This is a genomic window from Pseudogulbenkiania ferrooxidans 2002 (assembly GCF_000174355.1).
Lineage (GTDB): Bacteria > Pseudomonadota > Gammaproteobacteria > Burkholderiales > Chromobacteriaceae > Pseudogulbenkiania > Pseudogulbenkiania ferrooxidans.
Genome location: NZ_ACIS01000007.1, coordinates 55,825 through 74,851, shown reverse-complemented (window position 1 = coordinate 74,851; position 19,027 = coordinate 55,825). Strand labels below are relative to the sequence as shown.

Below are 19,027 nucleotides of genomic sequence, written 5' to 3'. Positions count from 1 at the left end.
CACCCCGTGCGCGGGACCCGGCCCGCCGCTGCGGCAGCGGCGCCACAGTACCGCGCACCCCCGCTGGACGCCGCCATGCCGGACGCTTAGTATCGATCCACCTCCTGTGTCGGGAGGACGTCGCTCGGACGGTTCCGGGCGCTTACGTTCAAGGAAAAATCATGTCTGCATCGGGCAAGCGCCGCTTTGCGCGCATCGACCGCCTCCCCCCCTACGTCTTCAACATCACTGCCGAACGCAAGATGGCCGCCCGCCGCCGTGGCGAGGACATCATCGACATGAGCATGGGCAACCCCGACGGCGCCACCCCGCCGCACATCGTCGCCAAGCTGGTCGAAGCCGCGCAGCGCCCCGACACGCATGGTTATTCGGCCTCCAAGGGTATCCCGCGCCTGCGTCGCGCCATCGCGCACTGGTACCAGGAGCGCTACCAGGTGGAGATCGACCCGGACAGCGAGGCCATCGTCACCATCGGCTCCAAGGAAGGCCTGGCGCACCTGATGCTGGCCACGCTCGACCGCGGCGACACCGTGCTGGTGCCCGACCCCAGCTACCCGATCCACATCTACGGCGCGGTAATCGCCGGGGCCGACATCCGCTCGGTGCCGCTGATCCCCGGCGTCGACTTCTTCGCCGAGCTGGAACGCACCATCCGCGGCAGCTACCCCAAGCCCAAGATGATCGTGATCGGCTTCCCGTCCAACCCCACCGCGCAGTGCGTCGAGCTCGACTTCTTCGAGCGCGTCATCGCGCTGGCGAAGAAGCACGACATCTTCGTGGTGCACGACCTGGCCTACGCCGACATCGTGTTCGACGGCTGGAAGGCGCCGTCGATCATGCAGGTGCCGGGCGCCAAGGACATCGCGGTGGAGTTCTTCACGCTGTCGAAGAGCTACAACATGGCGGGCTGGCGCATCGGCTTCATGGTCGGCAACCCGGACTTGGTGGCGGCGCTGGCGCGCATCAAGAGCTACCACGACTACGGCACCTTCACCCCGCTTCAGATCGCCGCCATCGCCGCGCTGGAAGGCGACCAGCAGTGCGTCAAGGACATCGCCGCCACCTACCAGAAGCGCCGCGACGTGCTCTACAAGGGGCTGTGCGAGGCGGGCTGGGAGGTCGACCTGCCCAAGGCCTCGATGTACATCTGGGCGCGCATCCCCGAGCCCTACCGCGCGCTGGGCTCGCTGGAATTCGCCAAACAGCTGCTCGACAAGGCCAAGGTGTCGGTGTCGCCCGGCGTCGGCTTCGGCGATTACGGCGACGACTACGTGCGCTTCGCGCTGATCGAGAACGAAGCGCGCATCCGCCAGGCGGTACGCGGCATCAAGACCATGTTCCGCGCCGACGGCCTGATCCCGCAAAAGGGCCATTGAGCCCGGCGGCCGGCGCAGCGCCGCACGGCCGCGCCGGCTATGCCTGACCCGGCGGCGCCAACGCCCGCGTTGCCTCCTCCAGAAAGCGCTGCGACAGCGCCGGATCGCTCACCGCGCGCGACAGCAGCAGCGCCCCCACCATCAGCGCCAGCGCCACGCAGGGCGTCGGCGCGCTCCCTTTTTCGCCCGGCGGCACGCACTCCTGCAGCAGCGCCAGTTGCGCCTCGATTCCCGCGGTGAAGGCCTGCCGCGACGGCTGGTCGCGCCGCGCCATCTCGCCCCCCAGCGCCGCCGCCACGCAGCCGTCGTCGGGTCGGTCGCGGTGCGCCAGGCTCAGGTAATGCTGCACCAGCGCCGCCAGGCGCTGCTCGGGCGGTACCGCGTCCAGCACCCCGGCGAGCCGTTGCTGCAGCTCGTCGAAGCCGTGCCGGCAGGCTTCGGCGACCAGCGCCTCCTTGTCGCGGAAGTGGCTGTAGAAGCCGCCATGGGTCAGACCGAGGTCAGCCATCAGGTTGGCGATGCCGACCGCGTCCATGCCCTCGGAGCGGAAGCGGTAGGACGCCGTACGGATGATTCGCTGCCGGACGTCGGCCTTGTGGAGGGGGGAATAACGCATCGCCGTCCTTTCAAATGCCCCTTAGCATGATGGCCATCATGCTAAAAAGCTTGCGCTATATCAAACAGATATCGCAAGCGCCCACGATGCGCCCCGCACTGGACTACACGCCGTCGCCACGCCAGCACGAGGGACCGCTGCCGCCGCTGTGTTTTTTCCGCCACACCCGGGGCACCGTAGAAACCGCAGAGCCGCACTTTCTTTGCTGCCGAGTCTCGCTTTCTGTCCGCAACCCCAATATGCTCGGCGGATTATGACAACATGGTTGCCCCCGCCGCCACGGAGGAGCAACCGGGATAAGCGCATGCTCGCTTCGCCGCACACATCCAGACAGAAGGTCCGCTACGCCCTGGTACTGCTGTCCCTCGGACTGCTGTATGGCGCCTGCGGCTGGCTGATCGACCACTTCTTCACGCCCGACAATCCCTTTCCGTTCACCGTGTGGCTCCCCGCCGGCCTCGCCGTGGCCGCCGTTATCCGCTGGGGCCACCGCGTCTGGCCCGCCCTGCTGCTGGGGGCGCTGGCACTGCAGACCCTGATCCTCGGCACCACGCTGCCCGGCGCGCTGCTGGCCGCACTGGGCGCCGCCGTGGGGCCGCTGCTGGGCGGCATGCAGATCCGCCGTCACTGCTCGGGCCGACTGCCGTTCTACCGCCTCGGCGACGTGTTCCGTTTCCTCTGGGCCGGCGTCGGCCTGTCCGCGCTGGTCTCCGCCAGCGGCAGCCTGCTGGCGCAGGCCTGGTGGCACTACCCCGGCGCCAGCGCCGCCTTGCAGATGCTGTGCGCCGGCTGGCTCGCCGACGCCGCCGGCACATTGTTCTTCGCCCCGCCGCTATTGTTCCTGCGACGGCGCGGTGATATCGACCCGCTGCCGGCGCGCGCCTCGCCGCTGGAGCTGGCGTCGGGCAGCACCGCCACCCTGCTGGCGGCGGCCCTGCTGTTCCTCGGCCTGAACGACCCCCACGGCCTCTACACCGCGCTGCCCTACCTGCTGATCATCCCGCTGATGTGGACCGCGGCACGGATCTCGCTGCGCTCGGCGCACTGGCTGGCGTTCGGCATCCTGCTGCTGGCGCTGGCCGGCGCGGCCAGCGGCCGTGGCGTGTTTTTCGGAGACACCCCCGGTCTCGCCTTGCTCAACGCCGGCATGATGGTGCTGAGCCAGTCGGTGACGCTGCTGATCATGGGCGCGCTGATCGCCGAGCGCGGCAGCGCCGAAGAGCGCCTGCGGCGCGCCAACCACGGCCTGGAGGAGAAAGTCGCGGAGCGCACCGCCCAGCTCGCGGAGAGCGAGGCGCGCCAGAAGCAGTTGGTCGACGCCGCGCCGTTCCCGCTGGTGCTGAGCCGGCTCTCCGACGGCGTCATCACCTACGCCAACGAGCGCGCCGAGCGCATGTTCAAGGGGCGCCTGCGCAGCACGCAGGGCCTCACCGTGGACGACTTCTACGTCAGCACCCAGACCCGTGACGAGGTCGCCGCGCTGATGCGCGACAAGGGTCAGTTGCGTGATCACGAGGTGCGCCTGCAGGACACCGGCGGCCGGGTATTCTGGGCGCTGATTTCCTGCACCCTGGTGCGCTCCGCTGGCACGCTGCACGTCATCACCGGCATCAACGACATCAGCGAGCGCAAGCGCCTGGAGCACAGCCTGAAGACCGCCAACGAGGCGCTGCGCCAGCACCTCAACGAGATCGAGTCGCTGCAGTCGGGGCTCAAGGAACAGCTGGTGCGAGACCCGCTCACCGGAGTGTTCAACCGGCGTTACCTCGACGATGCCCTGCCGCGCGTGCTGGCGCACACCCTGGCGCTGGGCAAGCCGGTGGCACTCCTGATGCTCGACGCCGACCACTTCAAGCGCATCAACGACACCTACGGCCACAAGGCCGGCGACTGCGTGCTGAGCACGCTGGGCGCGCGCCTGCGCGACAGCCTGCGCAGCAACGACATGGTGTGCCGCTACGGCGGCGAGGAGTTCCTGATCGTGCTGCCCGGCATGAGCCTGGAGCACGCCATCGCCAAGGCCGAGCAGTTGCGCAAGGTGGTGCAGCAATGGCCGATCGAGGCGCTCGACCACACCCTCAACGTCACCGTCTCGATCGGCGTGGCCTGCAGCCCGCTGCACGCCGAGGACGCCGAAAGCCTGGTGCACGCCGCCGACACCGCGCTCTATGTCGCCAAGAGCAGCGGCCGCGACCGCCTCTGCGTGGCCGAGCCGCCGGCAGGGGTGAGCCCCCACCCCGCCAGCCTGTCGAGCTGAGCCGGCACCCTGCCGCCGTGCTACCATCGCGGCCATGGAACTTTACCGACTGATGCAACAACAAGGCTTCGGCAGCCGCAAGGAGTGCCGCAAGCTGGTAGAGCACGGCCTGGTCGAACTCGATGGCGCGGTGGTGGACGATTACCGCCTCGAGATCGATCCCGCGGCCATCGACGAACTGGTGATCGACGGCGAGCCGTGGGAAATCCTGATGCTGCCGCTCTACATCCTGCTCCACAAGCCGGCCGGCTACGAAACCTCGCACAAGCCGATGCACAACCCGAGCGTGTTCACGCTGCTGCCGTGGCAGTTCTCGCAGCTCGGCATCGCCGCCGTGGGCCGGCTCGACGTCGACACCACCGGACTCTTGCTGCTGACCACCGACGGCCAGTTCGTGCACGCCCTGACCTCGCCCAAGAAGCACGTGCCGAAATGCTACGAGGTCACACTCAAGCACCCGGTGAGCGAGGCGCTGGTCAAGCACCTCAAGGCCGGCGTGTTTCTGAAAGACGACAACGAGAAGGTGGTGGCGGACCAGGTCGAGGTGGTGGACGAGATCACCATCCGGATGACCATCACCCAGGGCAAGTACCACCAGGTCAAACGCATGATCGCCGCCGCCGGCAACCGCGTGCAGGAACTGCACCGCGTCGCGCTGGGCACGCTGCAATTGGGCGAACTGGACGAAGGCGAGTGGCGCCACCTCGATGCTGCCGAGCTGGCGGAGCTGGGTTTCACCCGCTGAGAACCTGTTTCCGATCTTGCGGCGCATCCCTGATCGGGGCTCATGGGCACCGCGTGCCAATCTATCACTGAGCCAATCGAAGATTGGCACGTAGTGATTGGCTCAGCGATCAGGAATCCTCAGGTACTCCGGTACATTCCGGTTCCTGCGCGGCTCTTCACCCCGCGGAGGGCGGCTCGCGACAGATTGTGAACTGGTGCTGAGGCAGCACATGCCAGAGATGAAAAAAGGTCGCCGAGGCGACCTTTCTTGCTTCTGGACAACGCTTAACAGCCCTGCTGCAACGCCAACTCCAGACTTTGCTGGTAATGCCGTTCGGCCAGCTCGGGCTTGTCGATGGCGGTGAACAGGCGCGACAGCTCGGCGTGCGCGCACAGCGTCGGCTCGATCGAGGCGCTGGCCTCCAGATAGCTCTGCGCCTTGCCCCACAACTGCTGCGCCAGGGCGAGACGGCCCAGCGCCAGCAGCAACAGGTGGTCGCGCGGACGCAGCTTGAGCCAGCTCTCGGCGTCCTTCAAGAGCTCCAGGCGCTTCTCGGCGGTGAGGTGCTCGGCCAGCTGGCCCAGCTCGCGCGCGAGTTCCGGAGTAGCCTGATCGTCGTTGCCCAGGGCGCTGGCGATCAGAGTGGCGGCGTAATCCGCCTCGCCCAGCACGATCAGGCGCTCCACGATACGGCTGACCAGCGTCGGATTGTTGCGCTCCACTTCCGGCACGCGACGCAGCCAGTCGCGAATCTCCTGCCCCTGGACAAAACCGTCCAGCTGCTGGGTGTAGGCCGCCAGACGGTAACGCCGCGCGCGGTCGGGCTCCAGCGCCTCGGCCTTGAGCAGTTTCTCGGTCAGCGCCAGCACCGCTTCCGGCTGTTTCTGCAGTAGGCGCACCTTGAGTTCCAGCTTGAGGGCGTTGGTCAGGTTGGGCGAGATGGCGCGCGCGCGCTCGATGGCGGACAGCGCGCCCAAGGTATCCTTGGCGTCCAGTTTCAGTTCGGCGTCGAGCATGTGGCGCGCCAGCTGCAGCCGCTCCGGCAGGGCGTCGAGCTGGGACAGGTAGCCGTCGCGCTTGTCCAGGTCCTGCATCGCGGCTGCCGAGCGTGCCGCCATCAACAGGGCCAGCGCCTTGTTTTCCGGTGCCGACTCGTCGGCCAGCGCCCGCACCGCCTCACGTTCGGCGCGCTGGAAACGCCCCTCGAAGAAGGCGATGCCGGCCTCGCGCAGGGCATGGCGCGCCGCCTTCAGCTTCTTCTGGCGCTGGAAGCGCCGCACTTCCTCGGGCAGGCCGGTGGCCAGGCCGATCAGGCGCAACACCAGGTGCGCCACCACGATCAGCAGGATCACCGCCACGATCAGCAGGTTGAACGACACCTCGAGCCGGTACGGCGGCAGGAACAGGATGGCGTAGCCGGTATTCAGCGTGGAGGCGAGCCCCACCAGCACGGCGAGCGCGAACAGGCCGGTAATCCACAGCACGAATTTCACGGCGTACCCCCTGCGCTGCCCTGCGCCTCGCGCACCACCTTGAGGCTGGCGGAGAGGTCCGGCAGCGCCACGTCCAGCGGCGCGCCCTTGAGTTCGGCGAGCAGCGACAGCCACGACTTGGTGACCGCGGCGTCGCCGTCGTAATAGCGCTCGACGTAGCTCTTGGCGGCTTCGACATCGGAATTGAAGGTCTGGCCGTCACGCTGGGTCAGCGCCAGGCGGGCGTCCAGCAGGCGCAGCTTGAGGTTCTCGCGCAGGAAGAACGACTGTTCCGGCGACAGCAGCAGCGCCTCCGGCTTGTCCATGCGGCGGATGCGCACCAGCTCGCCCAGGCTGCCGGTGATGTCGGCCAGCAGGCGCTCCCAGAACGGCGCGTCGGCGGCCGGCCGGGCCGGCTGGATCAGGCCGTCCTTGGCGCTGCCCAGGCGATGGTGCCCCACCACCAGGGGCAGGGTGTCGGCGCCCAGCAGCAGGCGATCGATTTTCACCGTCAGGCCGACGGTGTCGAGATAAGGCAACGCCTTGAGTTTTTCCAGGTCGGTGGCCACGGCCTTCTTCACCGTGATCAGCTGCGGCTGGTCGAAGCGCGCCAGGCGGGCGTCGACCATTTCCAGCGCCTGCAGCGCCGCCGGCACGTTGCCGGCCAGCTGCAGCTGCTGGCTGGCGATGGCGAGCGTGTGCTCGACCTCGGACAAGAGCCAGTCGGAGCGGTTCTTGGTCAGCTCCTGGTACATGCCGTTGAGCGTGGCGTACTGGCCGGCAGACTCGTTGACGCGCGCCTCGAGCAGGGCCAGCTTGCCGTCGCTGGCGCGCACGGTGGCCAGGGCCTGATCGACCAGCACACGGGTTTCCTTGGCGCTGCCGCCGGACTCGGCCAGACGGCGTGCCAGTTCCTGGCGCGTGGCGGCCAGCTCCTGCTGGGTGGAGTAAAGCTGCCAGCCGGACAGGCCCAGCGCCGCCAGCGCCACCAGCAGCGCCAGCGGGAAGGACTTCTTCACGGCCGGTTTGCCGATCTCGGCAGTCTGGATTTCGTTCATGGGTGACGGGTGAACCATTCGCTGAGGCCGGCGACCAGTGCGGCGTCGTCGGCCTGGGTTGTCACGATGCGTGTCACGCCGTGCGCCGCCAGCGTGGCGGCAATGCGCGGATGCGGAACGCAGTACAGCAGGCATTGTAACGTCAGGCTACGGGAGCGGCCAGCCAGACGGAATAATCGTTCGGCGGTATCGCTGGAGGTCAGCACCAGGGCGTCCACCGGCTGCTCCAGCAAGGACCAGTCGGGCTCCCCGTCGACGCGGCGGTAAACCTCGGCCAGGGTGAGACGGGCACCCCGCGCGGCGAGGGTCTCCCCCAGTTCCGCCCGGCCGCCGACGCCGCGCACAATGAGCACGCGTTGCCCGGTCAGGCGCTGCAGTTCCGGCAGCGCCAACAGCGCGGCGCTGTCGCTGCCGTCGCGCGGATGCAGCACGGCGCGGCCGGACAGGGCCGCCAGCTTGGCGGCACTGGCGGCGCCGACGCAGGCGAGCCGGGCCTTGAGCTTGCGCCGCGCCAGCACCGGCCAGGCGGCGTCGATGGCGCTGGGGCTGACGAAGATCAGCCAGTCGGCCGCCTCGGCCAGGGTGGGCAGCGCCGCCAGCGCGCGTTCGTCGGGCACGATGTCGAGCACCGGCAGCGGCAACGGCTCGGCGCCGGCGTCAGAGAGCAGCGCCATCAGGCGCGCGCTCTGCGCCGGCGGCCGGGTGACGAGGATGCGCCGCCCGGCCAGGCTCACCGGCCCTGGCCTTCGTCGATGACGGCCTGGATCAGCGGCGCGGCGCCGGCGTCGAGCAGCTTCTGCGCCACGGCGCGGCCGAGCGCGTCGGCGTACTCGCGCGGCGCGGAGGCCGAGGCGGTGAGCATCACCGAGCCGTCCGGATGCGCCACGAAGCCGCCCAGCGTGATGACGTCGTCGCTCAGCGTGGCAAAACCGCCCAGCGGAATCTGGCAGCTGCCGCCCAGCACGCGCGACAGCGCACGCTCGGCGCTGACGCAGGCGTGGGTGTCGGCATGGTCGAGCGGCGCCAGCAGTTGCATCAGGTCGGCGCGGTCGGCGCGAATCTCGATGCCCAGCGCGCCCTGGCCGACCGCCGGCAGGCTTTCCGACGGCGCCAGCTCGCAGCGGATGCGCGCACTCAGTTCCAGCCGCTTGAGGCCGGCCGCGGCGAGGATGATGGCGTCGAACTCACCGTCGTCCAGCTTGCGCAGGCGGGTCTGCACGTTGCCGCGCAGCGGCTTGATCGTGAGGCGCGGGAAGCGCGCGCGCAGCTGCGACTCGCGGCGCAGGCTGGAGGTGCCTACCACGGCGCCGTCCGGCAGCTCGGAGAGGCTGGCGTAGGTGTTGGACACGAAGGCGTCGCGCGGGTCCTCGCGCTCGCAGATGGCGGCCAGCGCGAAGCCTTCCGGCAGGTTCATCGGCACGTCCTTGATGGAGTGCACCGCGAGGTCGGCGCGGCCCTCCTGCAGGGCCAGCTCCAGCTCCTTGACGAACAGGCCCTTGCCGCCGATTTTCGACAGCGTCTTGTCGAGAATCTGGTCGCCCTGCGTGGTCATGCCGAGAATCTCGACGGCGAGCTGCGGATAGAGTTGCTCGAGCCGGGCCTTGATGTGCTCGGCCTGCCACATGGCGAGCTTGCTCTCGCGGCTGGCGATGACGATTTTGTCCATGGACGCGGTCCTGTAGAGGGAAACGATTGCCAATGATTCTAGCACGGCCGCTCGGCCGCCAACCCTAGCCCAAAAGGGTGAGCCGGCCACGCGGGCGACGCGGGAGTAGCAGGAGCGCGGGGGACATGGCACTATTCTTGACATAATTAGAGTGACGCCGCACGACCGTCGGGCGACGGCGCCCGGACAGCAAGCCGCAAGCGACAAAAATAACTTCACACTTCACACTACAGACGGAGTAATCGAATGACGGACCAGGACAAGGACCTCCCCCTACGAGCGAGCATCGCGCGGCTGGAGCGCTTGCTCGGCGAGGTCTTGCTCGAACAGGAAGGCGAGCAGGTATACGAAGAGGTGCGCGCCATTCCGGCCGACGCGCTGACCGGCGGCGAGCGTAGCCGCTCGGTGCTGGAGCGCCTGTCGCCCGGCGCCACCACCGCGCTGGTACGCGCTTGCGGCCTGTATTCCCAGCTCTTCAACATCGCCGAGGACCTGCACCACACGCGCCGCCGCCGCGCCCACCAGATCGCCGGCTCGGCGCCGCAACAGGGCAGCCTGGCCGGCGCCCTGGCGCGCCTCAAGCAGGACGGCGTCGACTTCGGCCAACTGGCGGCCACCCTGGCCGACGCCTCGGTGGTGGCGGTGCTGACCGCGCACCCGACCGAAGTGCAGCGCCAGAGCGTGCTCGACGGCCACCGCGCGGTGCGCAAGTTCCTCTCCCAGCTCAACTCGCCGGAGCTGACCCCGGAAGAAGAGAGCGAGCTGGAAGCCAAGCTCAAGCGCGTCATGCTGACGCTGTGGCAGACCTCGGAGATCCGTCCGTTCAAGCTGTCGATCCGCGACGAAATCGAAAACGGCGTGGCCTACCATCCGCTGACCTTCTTCAGCGCCATGCCCAAGCTGTACGAGCGCCTCGGCCGTCTCATCGCCGACCACTGGGAGCAACAGGTCGAACTGCCGTCCTTCCTGCGCGTCGGCAGCTGGATCGGCGGCGACCGCGACGGCAACCCCAACGTCGACGCCGGCGTGATGCGTCATGCCATCACGCGTCAGGCCGAGGAAGCGTTCCGCCACTATTTCTACGAACTGGCCGGACTGTATCGCGAGCTGTCGCTGTCCGAGCGCCACGTCAGCGTCAGCGCCGCGGTGCAAGCACTGTCGGCGGCCTCGCCGGACCTGGCCGAGAGCCGCCGCGAGGAACCGTACCGCCGCGCGCTCGCCACCATCGAAGGCCGGCTCTCGGCCAGCGCCGCACGCCTCGGCGTCGAGTCGCGCGGGCGCTGGACGCTGGGCGAGCCCTACGCCGACTGCGCCGCGCTGGTGGCCGACCTGCAGGCGCTGGTCGATTCGCTCAGGGAACACGGCAGCGGCCTGTTGGCCGAAGGCCGCCTGGGCCGCCTGCTGCGCAGCCTCGACGTGTTCGGCTTCTTCCTGATGCCGCTCGACATGCGCCAGCACGCCGCCATCCACGAGGCGGTGGTGGGTGAACTGTTCGCGCGCGCCGGGCTGGAAGAGTACGTGGCGCTCGACGAGGCGGCGCGGGTGCGCGTGCTGCTGCGCGAGCTGGCCACGCCGCGCCTGCTCTACTCGCCCTACCTGACCTACAGCGCCGAGGCCGAGAAGGAACTGGCGATCTTCCGCGAGGCGGCGCGCATCCAGCGTGAATTCGGCGTGGATGCCATCGCCCAGAGCATCATTTCCAACTGCGCCACGGTGAGCGACATCCTGGCGCTGGCGCTGCTGTTGAAGGAAGCCGGGCTGATCCGCCTCGACAACGGCATCCCGCAGGCCAGCATCAACCTGGTGCCGCTGTTCGAGACCATCGCCGACCTGCAGAACGCCACCTTGGTGATGGACGCGCTGTTCGCGCTGCCGTGGTACCAGCAGCTCTTGAAGAGCCGCGGCATGATCCAGGAGGTGATGCTGGGCTACTCCGACAGCAACAAGGACGGCGGCTACCTCACCAGCCAGTGGGAGCTCTACCTGGCCGAGCAGCGCCTGGTGCAGAGCTTTGCCGCCGCCGGCGTCAAGCTCAAGCTGTTCCACGGCCGCGGCGGTTCGGTCGGGCGCGGCGGCGGCCCGTCCTACGAGGCCATCATGGCGCAGCCGGCCGGCAGCGTGGCCGGGCGCATCCGCATCACCGAACAGGGCGAGGTGATCGCCTCCAAGTACTCCGACCCGGACATCGGCGCGCGCAACCTCGAGGCGCTGGTGGCCGCCACGCTGGAAGCCAGCCTGTCGCCGCACGCCTGCCACGCGGTGGACGAGGAGGTGTTCAACGAACTCTCCGGCCACGCCTTCACCGCCTACCGCGAACTGGTCGAGACCCCGGGCTTCATGCAGTACTTCCTCGAGGCCACGCCGATCAGCGCCATCGCCAAGCTCAACATCGGCAGCCGCCCGGCCTCGCGCAAGAGCCTGAACTCGATCCGCGACCTGCGCGCGATCCCGTGGGTGTTCTCCTGGGCGCAGTCGCGCGTGATGCTGCCGGGCTGGTACGGCTTCGGCTCGGCGGTGTCGGCCTACCTCGGCCGCCACGGCGACGAAGGGCTGGCGCGCCTGCAGCAGGCCTATGCCTCCTCGCCGTTCTTCCAGGTGGTGCTGTCCAACATGGAGCAGGTGATGGCCAAGGGCGACCTCAACATCGCCAAGGGCTTCGCCGACCTGGTGTCGGACCGCCGCCTGGCCGACAACCTGTTCGGCCGCATCAGCGAGGAGTGGCACAAGACCCAGCAGGCGTTCTTCGCCATCAGCGGCCAGCAGAAGCTGCTGGAAAAGAACCCGACGCTGGGGCGCAGCCTGGATATCCGCCTGCCTTACCTCGACGCGCTCAACCTGCTGCAGACCGAGCTGTTGCGCCGCCTGCGCGAGCAGCCCGAGGACGCCGAGGCGCTGTATGCCATCCACCTCACCATCAACGGCATCTCGGCCGGGCTGAGGAACAGCGGCTGAGCTCTTCGGCCAACCTGCACACACGACGGCAGCCCGCGGGCTGCCGTTTTTTCTTGCCGTCGCGACACAGGGCCGGCGCTGGCCCGACGCCGATCCGAGCTTGGCCACGGTCAACGTAGCGCCCCCTGCCACACGCCTTCTGCGCCAGATCAACTTCAAATCAAATAGTCATATGGGAATATGGTACCCGCCATAAAAACCATTTAGCATTACGCTTAAATCATTGAAATAATTAATAAAACAAAGCAAATCAAGCCATGATTAATAAGAAAAAATGAACACTGAGACAAAACCGCCCTCCCCGCTCGGCCGCTGTGCCGGTTTCACCCTGATCGAACTGCTGATCGTGCTCGTCATCGTCGGCATCCTTGCGGCGATCGCCGTACCGGCCTACCAGAGCTCGGTGCAGAAAGGCCGCCGCAGCGACGCCACGACCGCCATGCGCGCCATCCAGCTTGCCGAGGAAAAATACCGCGCCAACAACAGCAGTTACGGCACACTGGCGCAGCTGGGCATGAGCTCCGCCAGCGACAGCGGCTACTACACGCTGGCGGTAAGCAGCGTCTCGGGCACCGGCTACGCCGTCACCGCCACCGCGGTGAGCGGCACCTCGCAAGCCTCGGACAACGGCTGCACCACGCTCACGCTGCAACAATCCGGCGCCATGCTGACCACCACCCCGAGCGCGTGCTGGAGCAAGTGACGATGCGCGGCCACGGCTTCACCCTGATCGAACTGCTGGTGACGCTGGCGGTGCTCGCCATCGTGCTGTCGCTGGCGGTGCCGTCGTTCAACGACCTCATCGACCGCGGCCGGCTTACCTCGGCCGCCGACACGCTGTACGCCGACCTGCAGTTCGGCCGCTCGGAAGCCATCCGCAACAACCAGAATGTCACCGTCAGCTTCCAGAGCGGCAGTGCCTGGTGCTACGGCCTGGTGCGGGGCAGCAGCGCCTGCGACTGCAGCGTGACCAACAGCGCCGCCGCCAACTACTGCGCGCTGAAGCGGGTCAGCGCCAGCGACTTCAGCAAGGTGTCGATCCCCGACGCCGCCAGCATCACCTTTGCCGCCAGCCAGACCGGCTTCGACCCGGTGCGCGGCGTCGCCACGAGCGCCGGCGCCGTCACCCTGCAATCGACGCAGGGCAAAGAGGCCAGGGTCAGCCTGGCGCTGCTCGGCCGCGTCAGCCTGTGCTCCCCCGCCGGCAGCGGCTTCACCAGTGCCTACCCGTCATGCTGACCCGCTCCCGACAACACGGCGTCTCGCTGATCGAGCTGATGGTCTCGGTCGGCCTCGGCCTGGTGCTGCTGCTAGGCATGACCAGCTTTCTCACCACCAGCCTGAAAAGCAACACCAGCACCATGAAGGCCGCCCGCCTCGACCAGGAGCTGCGCGCCATCCTGCTGCTGATCAGCCGCGACGTGCGCCGCGCCGGCTACTGGGGCAACGCCAGCAGCGGCGTCGGTGTCGGTGCGGCCGCGTACAGCAACCCGTTCGGCACGGTGAACACCGCGACCGCCGGCTGCATCCTGTACAGCTACGACCGCAACGGCGACGGCAGCCAGGGCAACGACGAGAAGTACGGCGTGCTGCTCAGCAGCGGCACGGTCATGCTGCGCAGCGGCGGCACGAGCTACAACTGCACCCCGGGCGCCAACAACAGCTGGGAGGCGCTGTCCGACAGCAACGTCACCAGCGTCACCACGCTCACCTTCAGCCTGGCCTTGACGCCCTACTATCAGAGCGGCTCGTCCGGTCCCAACGTGCTGTCGCGCACCGTCACCATCACCCTGGCCGGCCAGTTGAAGAGCGACAGCAGCGTCAGACAGACGCTGAGCGAAACCGTCAAGCTGGAAAACGACCTGTTCCAGGCCAGTTGAGGCACGCCCGATGAGATCCCGCCCCTACCCGCCCTCGCGCCAGCACGGCCTCGCCACCCTGGCCGTCGCCCTGATCATGCTGTTCATGGTGAGCCTGCTGGTCTTCAACACCAGCTCGGGCATGCTGCTCGAGCTCAAGACCGGCAACAACCACTACTTCCAGGCCAAGGCGCTGGAGGCGGCGCGCGGCGGGGCCGAGTACGGCATTTCCTGGCTGAACACCCCGAGCAACAGCGCCACCAGCTGGACGGCCGATGCCACCGGCCCCTCCGGCAACAACCAGAAGGCCACGCTGTCGCTCGCCAACCCGCAAACCATCGGCGGCCATAGCGTCACCATCAGCATGTGGCGCAACTCGGCCACGCCGAGCATCATCGAAGTGCAGGCCATCGCCACCGAAACCAGCAACGGCGACGCCACTGCCACGGTGCGCGAAAAGGTCTATCTCAACCGCGTGCAGTTCAACAGCGTGAGCATCCCGCCCTTGGTGATCAATGGCTGCCTGAGCGGCGTCACCGGCAACCCGGACATGCACCCGGTCAATAACGGCGACGTCGTGATCCAGTCGTCGCAGGCCACCAGCTGCCTCGATAATGGCCACCTCGGCCTCAATGGCGGCGTTATGCAGCAGACCGCCTTCTCCAGCAGCGCCTGGGATTACGTGTTCGCCACCTCCAAGGCCGACATGAAGGCGCTGGCCGACGGAGTGAACATCCTCTACTACGACAGCAGCAACCCCTACTCCGGCAACTGGCACGACGATCTCGGCACATCCACCAGCCCCGCCATCCTGATCTTCGACACCGGCGCCGGCTGCCCCAAGATCAACGGCAACGTCACCATCTGGGGCATCGTCTATTACGCCGCCGAATGCGGCAGCAACCAGGGTTGGGGCAATACCACCCTCCATGGCAGCATTGTCTCGGAAGGCAGCATCACCAAGCTGAGCGCCAACACCGACTTCTACCCGTGGAGCGGAGCCACCACGTCCAGCAACTACCAGGTCGTGAACGTGGCCAAGGTGGTGGCCTCATGGAGGGACTTCTGATGCGCATCGCGAGCCAACGGCGCCAGCGCGGCTTCAGCCTGCTCGAAATCCTGATCACTCTGGTGGTGCTGGGGGGGGGTCTCCTGGCCGTCGGCAACCTCTACGGCAAGGTGATGAACGGCAGCGCCGCCGCCAAGGAGCGCAGCGAGGCCGTGGTACAGGCGGAGAAGAAGCTCGACGAGTTGCGCTACACCGCCTACGCCAGCATCGCCAGCGGCTCGGACAGCGTCAACGCCGCGACCGGCAGCGGCAGCAGCGCCAACTACAGCCGTCGCTGGACGATCACCGCTTCGACCAGCCCGGCCTACAAGGACGTGGCCGTCACGGTCAGCTGGACCGACAGCCGCAACCAGAGCCAGAGCGCCGTGCTCACCAGCCGCATCAGCAGCATCGATCCGGCGCGCTCGGCGGCCGTGATCGCCACGGTGAGCAGCGGCTCCGGGAGCAATACCGGGACCGGCAGCAGCGGCACAGGCAGCGATAGCGGCACGGGAACGGGGACCAACAGTGGTACCGGCACAGAAACCGATACCGGAACGGGGACAGGAACCGATACCGGCACCCCCGTCACGACCTGCAGCACCAGCTACAGCGTCACCGCCACCTCGAGCTCGTCCACCATCAGCGGCAGTCCGGTTTCCTGCAGCCACAGCAGCGGGCAATCGTGGACCTGCAGCACCACCGCGAGCTCCGGCACCAGCGTCACCATCAGCGACGACAAGGGCTATGCCACCGCGTCGATTCCGGCGGCCAACTGCGCCAGCAACGCGGTGACGTTCCAGTGCTCCACGACCTTCAGCATCACCGCCCAGACCGGTGCCTCCAGCATCACCGCCAGCTCCGGCACGTGCAGCAATACCAGCGGCAAGTCCTGGACCTGCACGTCGTCCGCCGCCAAGGACACGACCATCACCATCACCGACAGCAAGGGCTCGGGCAACAGCGCGGCCAGTTGGTCCAGCGCGGCCAGCTGCGGCTCCCTTAGCCATTCTTTCTAAGTCACGAGTCCCCCTGCCGTCGCATTGTGGGCGGGTAGCCGATCCGGGCTACCCGCTATAGCCCGCTTTTCCCCTATAATTACCGCTTCCCCTTTGCCTAACTCCTCAGGTATCCACCGCCATGCAAGACAGCCACGCCTGGTCCGGCCGCTTCTCCGAGCCGGTCTCCGAACTCGTCAAGAAATACACCGCCTCGGTCGACTTCGACAAACGTCTGGCCGAGTTCGACATCGAGGGCTCGCTGGCCCACGCCACCATGCTGAACAAGGCCGGGGTACTGTCCGACGACGACGTGGCGGCGATCCGCCAGGGCATGGCCGAGATCCTGGACGACATTCGTGCCGGCCGCCTGGAATGGAGCGTGGACCTAGAAGACGTGCACATGAACGTGGAGCGCCGCCTGACCGACAAGATCGGCGACGCCGGCAAGCGCCTGCACACCGGCCGCTCGCGCAACGACCAGGTCGCCACCGATATCCGCCTGTGGCTGCGCGCCCAGATCGACGCCATCGTGGTGCTGATCGCCGAGCTGCAACAGAGCCTCTTGGACCTGGCCGAAGCCAACGCCGACACCGTGATGCCGGGCTTCACCCACCTGCAGGTGGCGCAGCCGGTGACCTTCGGCCACCACATGCTGGCCTACGTCGAGATGCTCTCCCGCGACGCCGAGCGCATGACCGACTGCCGCAAGCGCGTCAACCGCCTGCCGCTGGGCGCCGCCGCGCTGGCCGGCACCACCTTCCCGATCGACCGCCACTACACCGCGCAGCTGTTGGGCTTCGACGACGTCTGCCACAACTCGCTCGACGCCGTGTCCGACCGCGACTTCGCCATCGAATTCACCGCCGCCGCCTCGCTGGTGATGGTGCACCTGTCCCGCCTGTCGGAAGAGCTGATCCTTTGGATGAGCCCGCGCGTCGGCTTCATCGACATCGCCGACCGCTTCTGCACCGGTTCGTCGATCATGCCGCAGAAGAAGAACCCGGACGTGCCGGAACTGGTGCGCGGCAAATCCGGCCGCGTGGTGGGCCACCTGATCGCGCTGGTGACGCTGATGAAGGCGCAGCCCCTGGCCTACAACAAGGACAACCAGGAGGACAAGGAGCCGCTGTTCGACACCGCCGACACGCTGATCGACACGCTGCGCATCTACGCCGACATGATGCGCGGCATCACGGTGAAGAAAGAGGCGATGCGCGCCGCCGTGCTGCAGGGCTTCGCCACCGCCACCGACCTCGCCGATTACCTGGTGAAGAAGGGCCTGCCGTTCCGCGACAGCCACGAAGTGGTGGCGCTGGCGGTACGCTTTGCCGAAGGCCAAGGCGTCGATCTGGCCGACTTGAGCCTGGACAAGCTGCGCGAGTTCTCGCCGCTGATCGAGGCGGACGTGTTCACGGTACTGACGCCGGAAGGCTCGCTGGCGCAGCGCGACCACGTCGGCGGCACCGCGCCGAACCAGGTGCGCGCACAGATCGCCCGCCACCGCGCGCGCCTGGCCGGCTGAAGCGCTGCGATACGAGCAGGACAAGGACACAGGCCGGGAGTCGTCTCCCGGCCTTTTTCTTGCGCGCCGGTCGCGAAACCGCAACGGTCCGGGATTATTTTATCCGGGTCAATTTCTTCCGCCGCATAACTCGGTAAGATGAATGCCTATTCGACGCGTCACCACCGCGCCTTGCACCCGGGAGACACCGTGTTATTCAGCAAAACTCGCACCGCCCTGCAGCAATCCGAAACCACCAACGCCAGCCTGCAGCAGGAGAACGCCCTGCTGAAGCAGCGGCTGGCCCAGATGGAAAGCGCCCACGCCGAGCAGGCCGAGGAACTGGCCCGGCTGCAGCGCGAGCGCACCATGCTGCAAGGAGTGTTCACCAACGTCGGGCGCTTCGGCGACACCCTCGACGGCGTGCGCCAGTCCTTCCTCGAGCTGGCCGACTCGCTGAGCCAGGAAAAGCGCTCGGCGCGCGACGTGGCGGCGCAATCGGACGCCAACCGCCAGGGGTTCGAACGCATCGCCACCAACCTGAAAAGCATGTTCGAGCGCATCCAGCAGGCTTCGGCCAACGTCGAGGCGCTCTACCAGCAGGCCGAGGAGATCGGCGGCATCGTGCGCCTGATCAAGGACATCGCGGACCAGACCAACCTCTTGGCGCTGAACGCCGCGATCGAAGCCGCCCGCGCCGGTGAATCGGGCCGCGGCTTCGCCGTGGTGGCGGACGAGGTGCGCAAGCTGGCGGAACGCACCGCCAAGGCCACCACCGAGATCGCCGGGCTGGTCGGCACCATCCAGGGCGAAACGCAGAGCGCCAAGCAGACCATGCAGCTGGGCGCCGACGACGCCAGCCGCTTCTCGGCGGAGAGCCAGGAGGCGGTGGGCAGCATGCAGCGCCTGTTCGCGCTGTCGCAGCAGATGGAAAAGGCGATCGCCGCGGCGGCGCAGCTGTCCGGCGTCGAACTCGCCAACCTCGACGAACTGACCGTGAAGCTCGAGGTGTACAAGGTGTTCATGGGCATCGCCAAGACGCGCCCGGAAGCGCTGCCGGACGAAACGCAGTGCCGCCTCGGCCAGTGGTACTACGGCGGCGAGGGCAAGGAAAGCTTCTCTCGCCTGCCCGGCTACGCCGCGCTGGAAGCGCCGCACCGCAACGTGCACGAGCACGCCCGCCGCGCCGTGGAGCTGTTCTACGCCGGGCGCTTCGAGCAGGCGCTGACCGAACTGGCGGCGATGGAACAGGCCAACGCCGCGGTGATGAGCGGCCTCACCCGCATGCTGTCCGAGCAGGCGCCGGCCGGCCGCTGACCCTGCCCCGCGGGCCGACGTTCTGCCGGCCCGCCCGCTTACCCCCCAGCGCCGATGCCAGTCGGCGCGCACCAAAGCCGGCCGGACGTCGCCTGAAGCGTAGGATGGGAAGAGCAAGGCGACCCCCGTCGGACGATGGTCGATGGGGTTCGGCACTGACGTGGCGAGGAAAGCAGC

At 67.7% G+C, this 19,027-nt stretch carries 16 protein-coding genes; 11 read left to right on the top strand and 5 right to left on the bottom strand.

Annotated features, from left to right (window positions below):
* Nucleotides 1-161 precede the first annotated feature (161 nt).
* Entirely contained in the window at nucleotides 162-1,376 is a 1,215-nt protein-coding gene (alaC, locus tag FURADRAFT_RS13040; protein ID WP_008954633.1) for an alanine transaminase, read from the top strand.
* A 37-nt stretch (nucleotides 1,377-1,413) separates the two neighbouring features.
* Here the strand turns inward: alaC and FURADRAFT_RS13035 are convergent, their stop codons facing one another.
* The gene (locus FURADRAFT_RS13035; RefSeq protein WP_008954632.1) at nucleotides 1,414-1,992 is read right to left on the bottom strand and encodes a TetR/AcrR family transcriptional regulator; all 579 of its coding nucleotides are present in this window, start codon (nucleotides 1,990-1,992) and stop codon (nucleotides 1,414-1,416) included.
* Between the two features lie 304 nt (nucleotides 1,993-2,296).
* Between FURADRAFT_RS13035 and FURADRAFT_RS13030 the strand changes: the two genes are divergently transcribed.
* Nucleotides 2,297-4,249 (top strand): sensor domain-containing diguanylate cyclase, encoded by a 1,953-nt coding sequence (locus tag FURADRAFT_RS13030; protein WP_008954631.1) that lies wholly within the window; start codon nucleotides 2,297-2,299, stop codon nucleotides 4,247-4,249.
* Nucleotides 4,250-4,283: 34 nt separating this feature from the next.
* On the top strand, nucleotides 4,284-4,994 hold the full coding sequence (locus FURADRAFT_RS13025; RefSeq protein ID WP_008954630.1) for a pseudouridine synthase: 711 nt from the start codon (nucleotides 4,284-4,286) through the stop codon (nucleotides 4,992-4,994).
* A gap of 266 nt (nucleotides 4,995-5,260) precedes the next feature.
* Here the strand turns inward: FURADRAFT_RS13025 and FURADRAFT_RS13020 are convergent, their stop codons facing one another.
* The 4 genes from FURADRAFT_RS13020 to hemC are packed head-to-tail and all read right to left on the bottom strand — an operon-like array spanning nucleotide 5,261 to nucleotide 9,172.
* Nucleotides 5,261-6,469, bottom strand: a complete 1,209-nt coding sequence (locus tag FURADRAFT_RS13020) for a heme biosynthesis HemY N-terminal domain-containing protein (RefSeq protein ID WP_008954629.1) — start codon at nucleotides 6,467-6,469, stop codon at nucleotides 5,261-5,263.
* A complete protein-coding gene (locus tag FURADRAFT_RS13015; RefSeq protein ID WP_008954628.1) occupies nucleotides 6,466-7,506 on the bottom strand; it encodes a uroporphyrinogen-III C-methyltransferase in 1,041 nt (346 codons plus the stop codon). Before FURADRAFT_RS13015 ends, FURADRAFT_RS13020 begins: the two co-directional genes overlap by 4 nt.
* Nucleotides 7,503-8,240: a uroporphyrinogen-III synthase gene (locus FURADRAFT_RS13010; protein WP_008954627.1), complete on the bottom strand. Its 738-nt coding sequence runs from the start codon at nucleotides 8,238-8,240 to the stop codon at nucleotides 7,503-7,505. The genes FURADRAFT_RS13015 and FURADRAFT_RS13010 overlap by 4 nt, the downstream gene beginning before the upstream one ends.
* Nucleotides 8,237-9,172 (bottom strand): hydroxymethylbilane synthase, encoded by a 936-nt coding sequence (hemC, locus tag FURADRAFT_RS13005; protein ID WP_008954626.1) that lies wholly within the window; start codon nucleotides 9,170-9,172, stop codon nucleotides 8,237-8,239. Before hemC ends, FURADRAFT_RS13010 begins: the two co-directional genes overlap by 4 nt.
* Before the next feature lie 246 nt (nucleotides 9,173-9,418).
* Between hemC and ppc the strand changes: the two genes are divergently transcribed.
* From ppc to FURADRAFT_RS21320, 8 genes are all read left to right on the top strand, one after another.
* The gene (gene ppc / locus FURADRAFT_RS13000) at nucleotides 9,419-12,124 is read left to right on the top strand and encodes a phosphoenolpyruvate carboxylase (RefSeq protein ID WP_008954625.1); all 2,706 of its coding nucleotides are present in this window, start codon (nucleotides 9,419-9,421) and stop codon (nucleotides 12,122-12,124) included.
* Between the two features lie 274 nt (nucleotides 12,125-12,398).
* A complete protein-coding gene (locus tag FURADRAFT_RS21075) occupies nucleotides 12,399-12,827 on the top strand; it encodes a type IV pilin protein (protein ID WP_008954624.1) in 429 nt (142 codons plus the stop codon).
* Between the two features lie 2 nt (nucleotides 12,828-12,829).
* On the top strand, nucleotides 12,830-13,363 hold the full coding sequence (locus tag FURADRAFT_RS12990; RefSeq protein ID WP_008954623.1) for a GspH/FimT family pseudopilin: 534 nt from the start codon (nucleotides 12,830-12,832) through the stop codon (nucleotides 13,361-13,363).
* Entirely contained in the window at nucleotides 13,357-14,004 is a 648-nt protein-coding gene (locus FURADRAFT_RS12985) for a PilW family protein (RefSeq protein WP_008954622.1), read from the top strand. The genes FURADRAFT_RS12990 and FURADRAFT_RS12985 overlap by 7 nt, the downstream gene beginning before the upstream one ends.
* 10 nt (nucleotides 14,005-14,014) lie before the next feature.
* Nucleotides 14,015-15,052, top strand: a complete 1,038-nt coding sequence (locus FURADRAFT_RS20725) for a pilus assembly PilX family protein (protein WP_008954621.1) — start codon at nucleotides 14,015-14,017, stop codon at nucleotides 15,050-15,052.
* Nucleotides 15,052-16,050, top strand: a complete 999-nt coding sequence (locus tag FURADRAFT_RS20615) for a type IV pilus modification PilV family protein (RefSeq protein WP_008954620.1) — start codon at nucleotides 15,052-15,054, stop codon at nucleotides 16,048-16,050. The genes FURADRAFT_RS20725 and FURADRAFT_RS20615 overlap by 1 nt, the downstream gene beginning before the upstream one ends.
* A gap of 121 nt (nucleotides 16,051-16,171) precedes the next feature.
* Nucleotides 16,172-17,554, top strand: coding sequence for an argininosuccinate lyase (argH, locus tag FURADRAFT_RS12970; RefSeq protein ID WP_008954619.1), 1,383 nt, complete (start codon nucleotides 16,172-16,174; stop codon nucleotides 17,552-17,554).
* Nucleotides 17,555-17,743: 189 nt separating this feature from the next.
* Entirely contained in the window at nucleotides 17,744-18,850 is a 1,107-nt protein-coding gene (locus FURADRAFT_RS21320; RefSeq protein WP_294867965.1) for a methyl-accepting chemotaxis protein, read from the top strand.
* The last annotated feature ends 177 nt before the right edge of the window (nucleotides 18,851-19,027 follow it).

Excerpts from the sequence above, each read along its gene's own strand:
- alaC (WP_008954633.1), top strand. The coding sequence starts at position 162 with ATGTCTGCATCGGGCAAGCGCCGCTTTGCGCGCATCGACCGCCTCCCC.
- FURADRAFT_RS13035 (WP_008954632.1), bottom strand. The coding sequence starts at position 1,992 with ATGCGTTATTCCCCCCTCCACAAGGCCGACGTCCGGCAGCGAATCATC.
- FURADRAFT_RS13030 (WP_008954631.1), top strand. The coding sequence starts at position 2,297 with ATGCTCGCTTCGCCGCACACATCCAGACAGAAGGTCCGCTACGCCCTG.
- FURADRAFT_RS13025 (WP_008954630.1), top strand. The coding sequence starts at position 4,284 with ATGGAACTTTACCGACTGATGCAACAACAAGGCTTCGGCAGCCGCAAG.
- FURADRAFT_RS13015 (WP_008954628.1), bottom strand. The coding sequence starts at position 7,506 with ATGAACGAAATCCAGACTGCCGAGATCGGCAAACCGGCCGTGAAGAAG.
- hemC (WP_008954626.1), bottom strand. The coding sequence starts at position 9,172 with ATGGACAAAATCGTCATCGCCAGCCGCGAGAGCAAGCTCGCCATGTGG.
- ppc (WP_008954625.1), top strand. The coding sequence starts at position 9,419 with ATGACGGACCAGGACAAGGACCTCCCCCTACGAGCGAGCATCGCGCGG.
- FURADRAFT_RS21075 (WP_008954624.1), top strand. The coding sequence starts at position 12,399 with ATGAACACTGAGACAAAACCGCCCTCCCCGCTCGGCCGCTGTGCCGGT.
- FURADRAFT_RS12990 (WP_008954623.1), top strand. The coding sequence starts at position 12,830 with ATGCGCGGCCACGGCTTCACCCTGATCGAACTGCTGGTGACGCTGGCG.
- FURADRAFT_RS12985 (WP_008954622.1), top strand. The coding sequence starts at position 13,357 with ATGCTGACCCGCTCCCGACAACACGGCGTCTCGCTGATCGAGCTGATG.
- FURADRAFT_RS20725 (WP_008954621.1), top strand. The coding sequence starts at position 14,015 with ATGAGATCCCGCCCCTACCCGCCCTCGCGCCAGCACGGCCTCGCCACC.
- FURADRAFT_RS20615 (WP_008954620.1), top strand. The coding sequence starts at position 15,052 with ATGCGCATCGCGAGCCAACGGCGCCAGCGCGGCTTCAGCCTGCTCGAA.
- argH (WP_008954619.1), top strand. The coding sequence starts at position 16,172 with ATGCAAGACAGCCACGCCTGGTCCGGCCGCTTCTCCGAGCCGGTCTCC.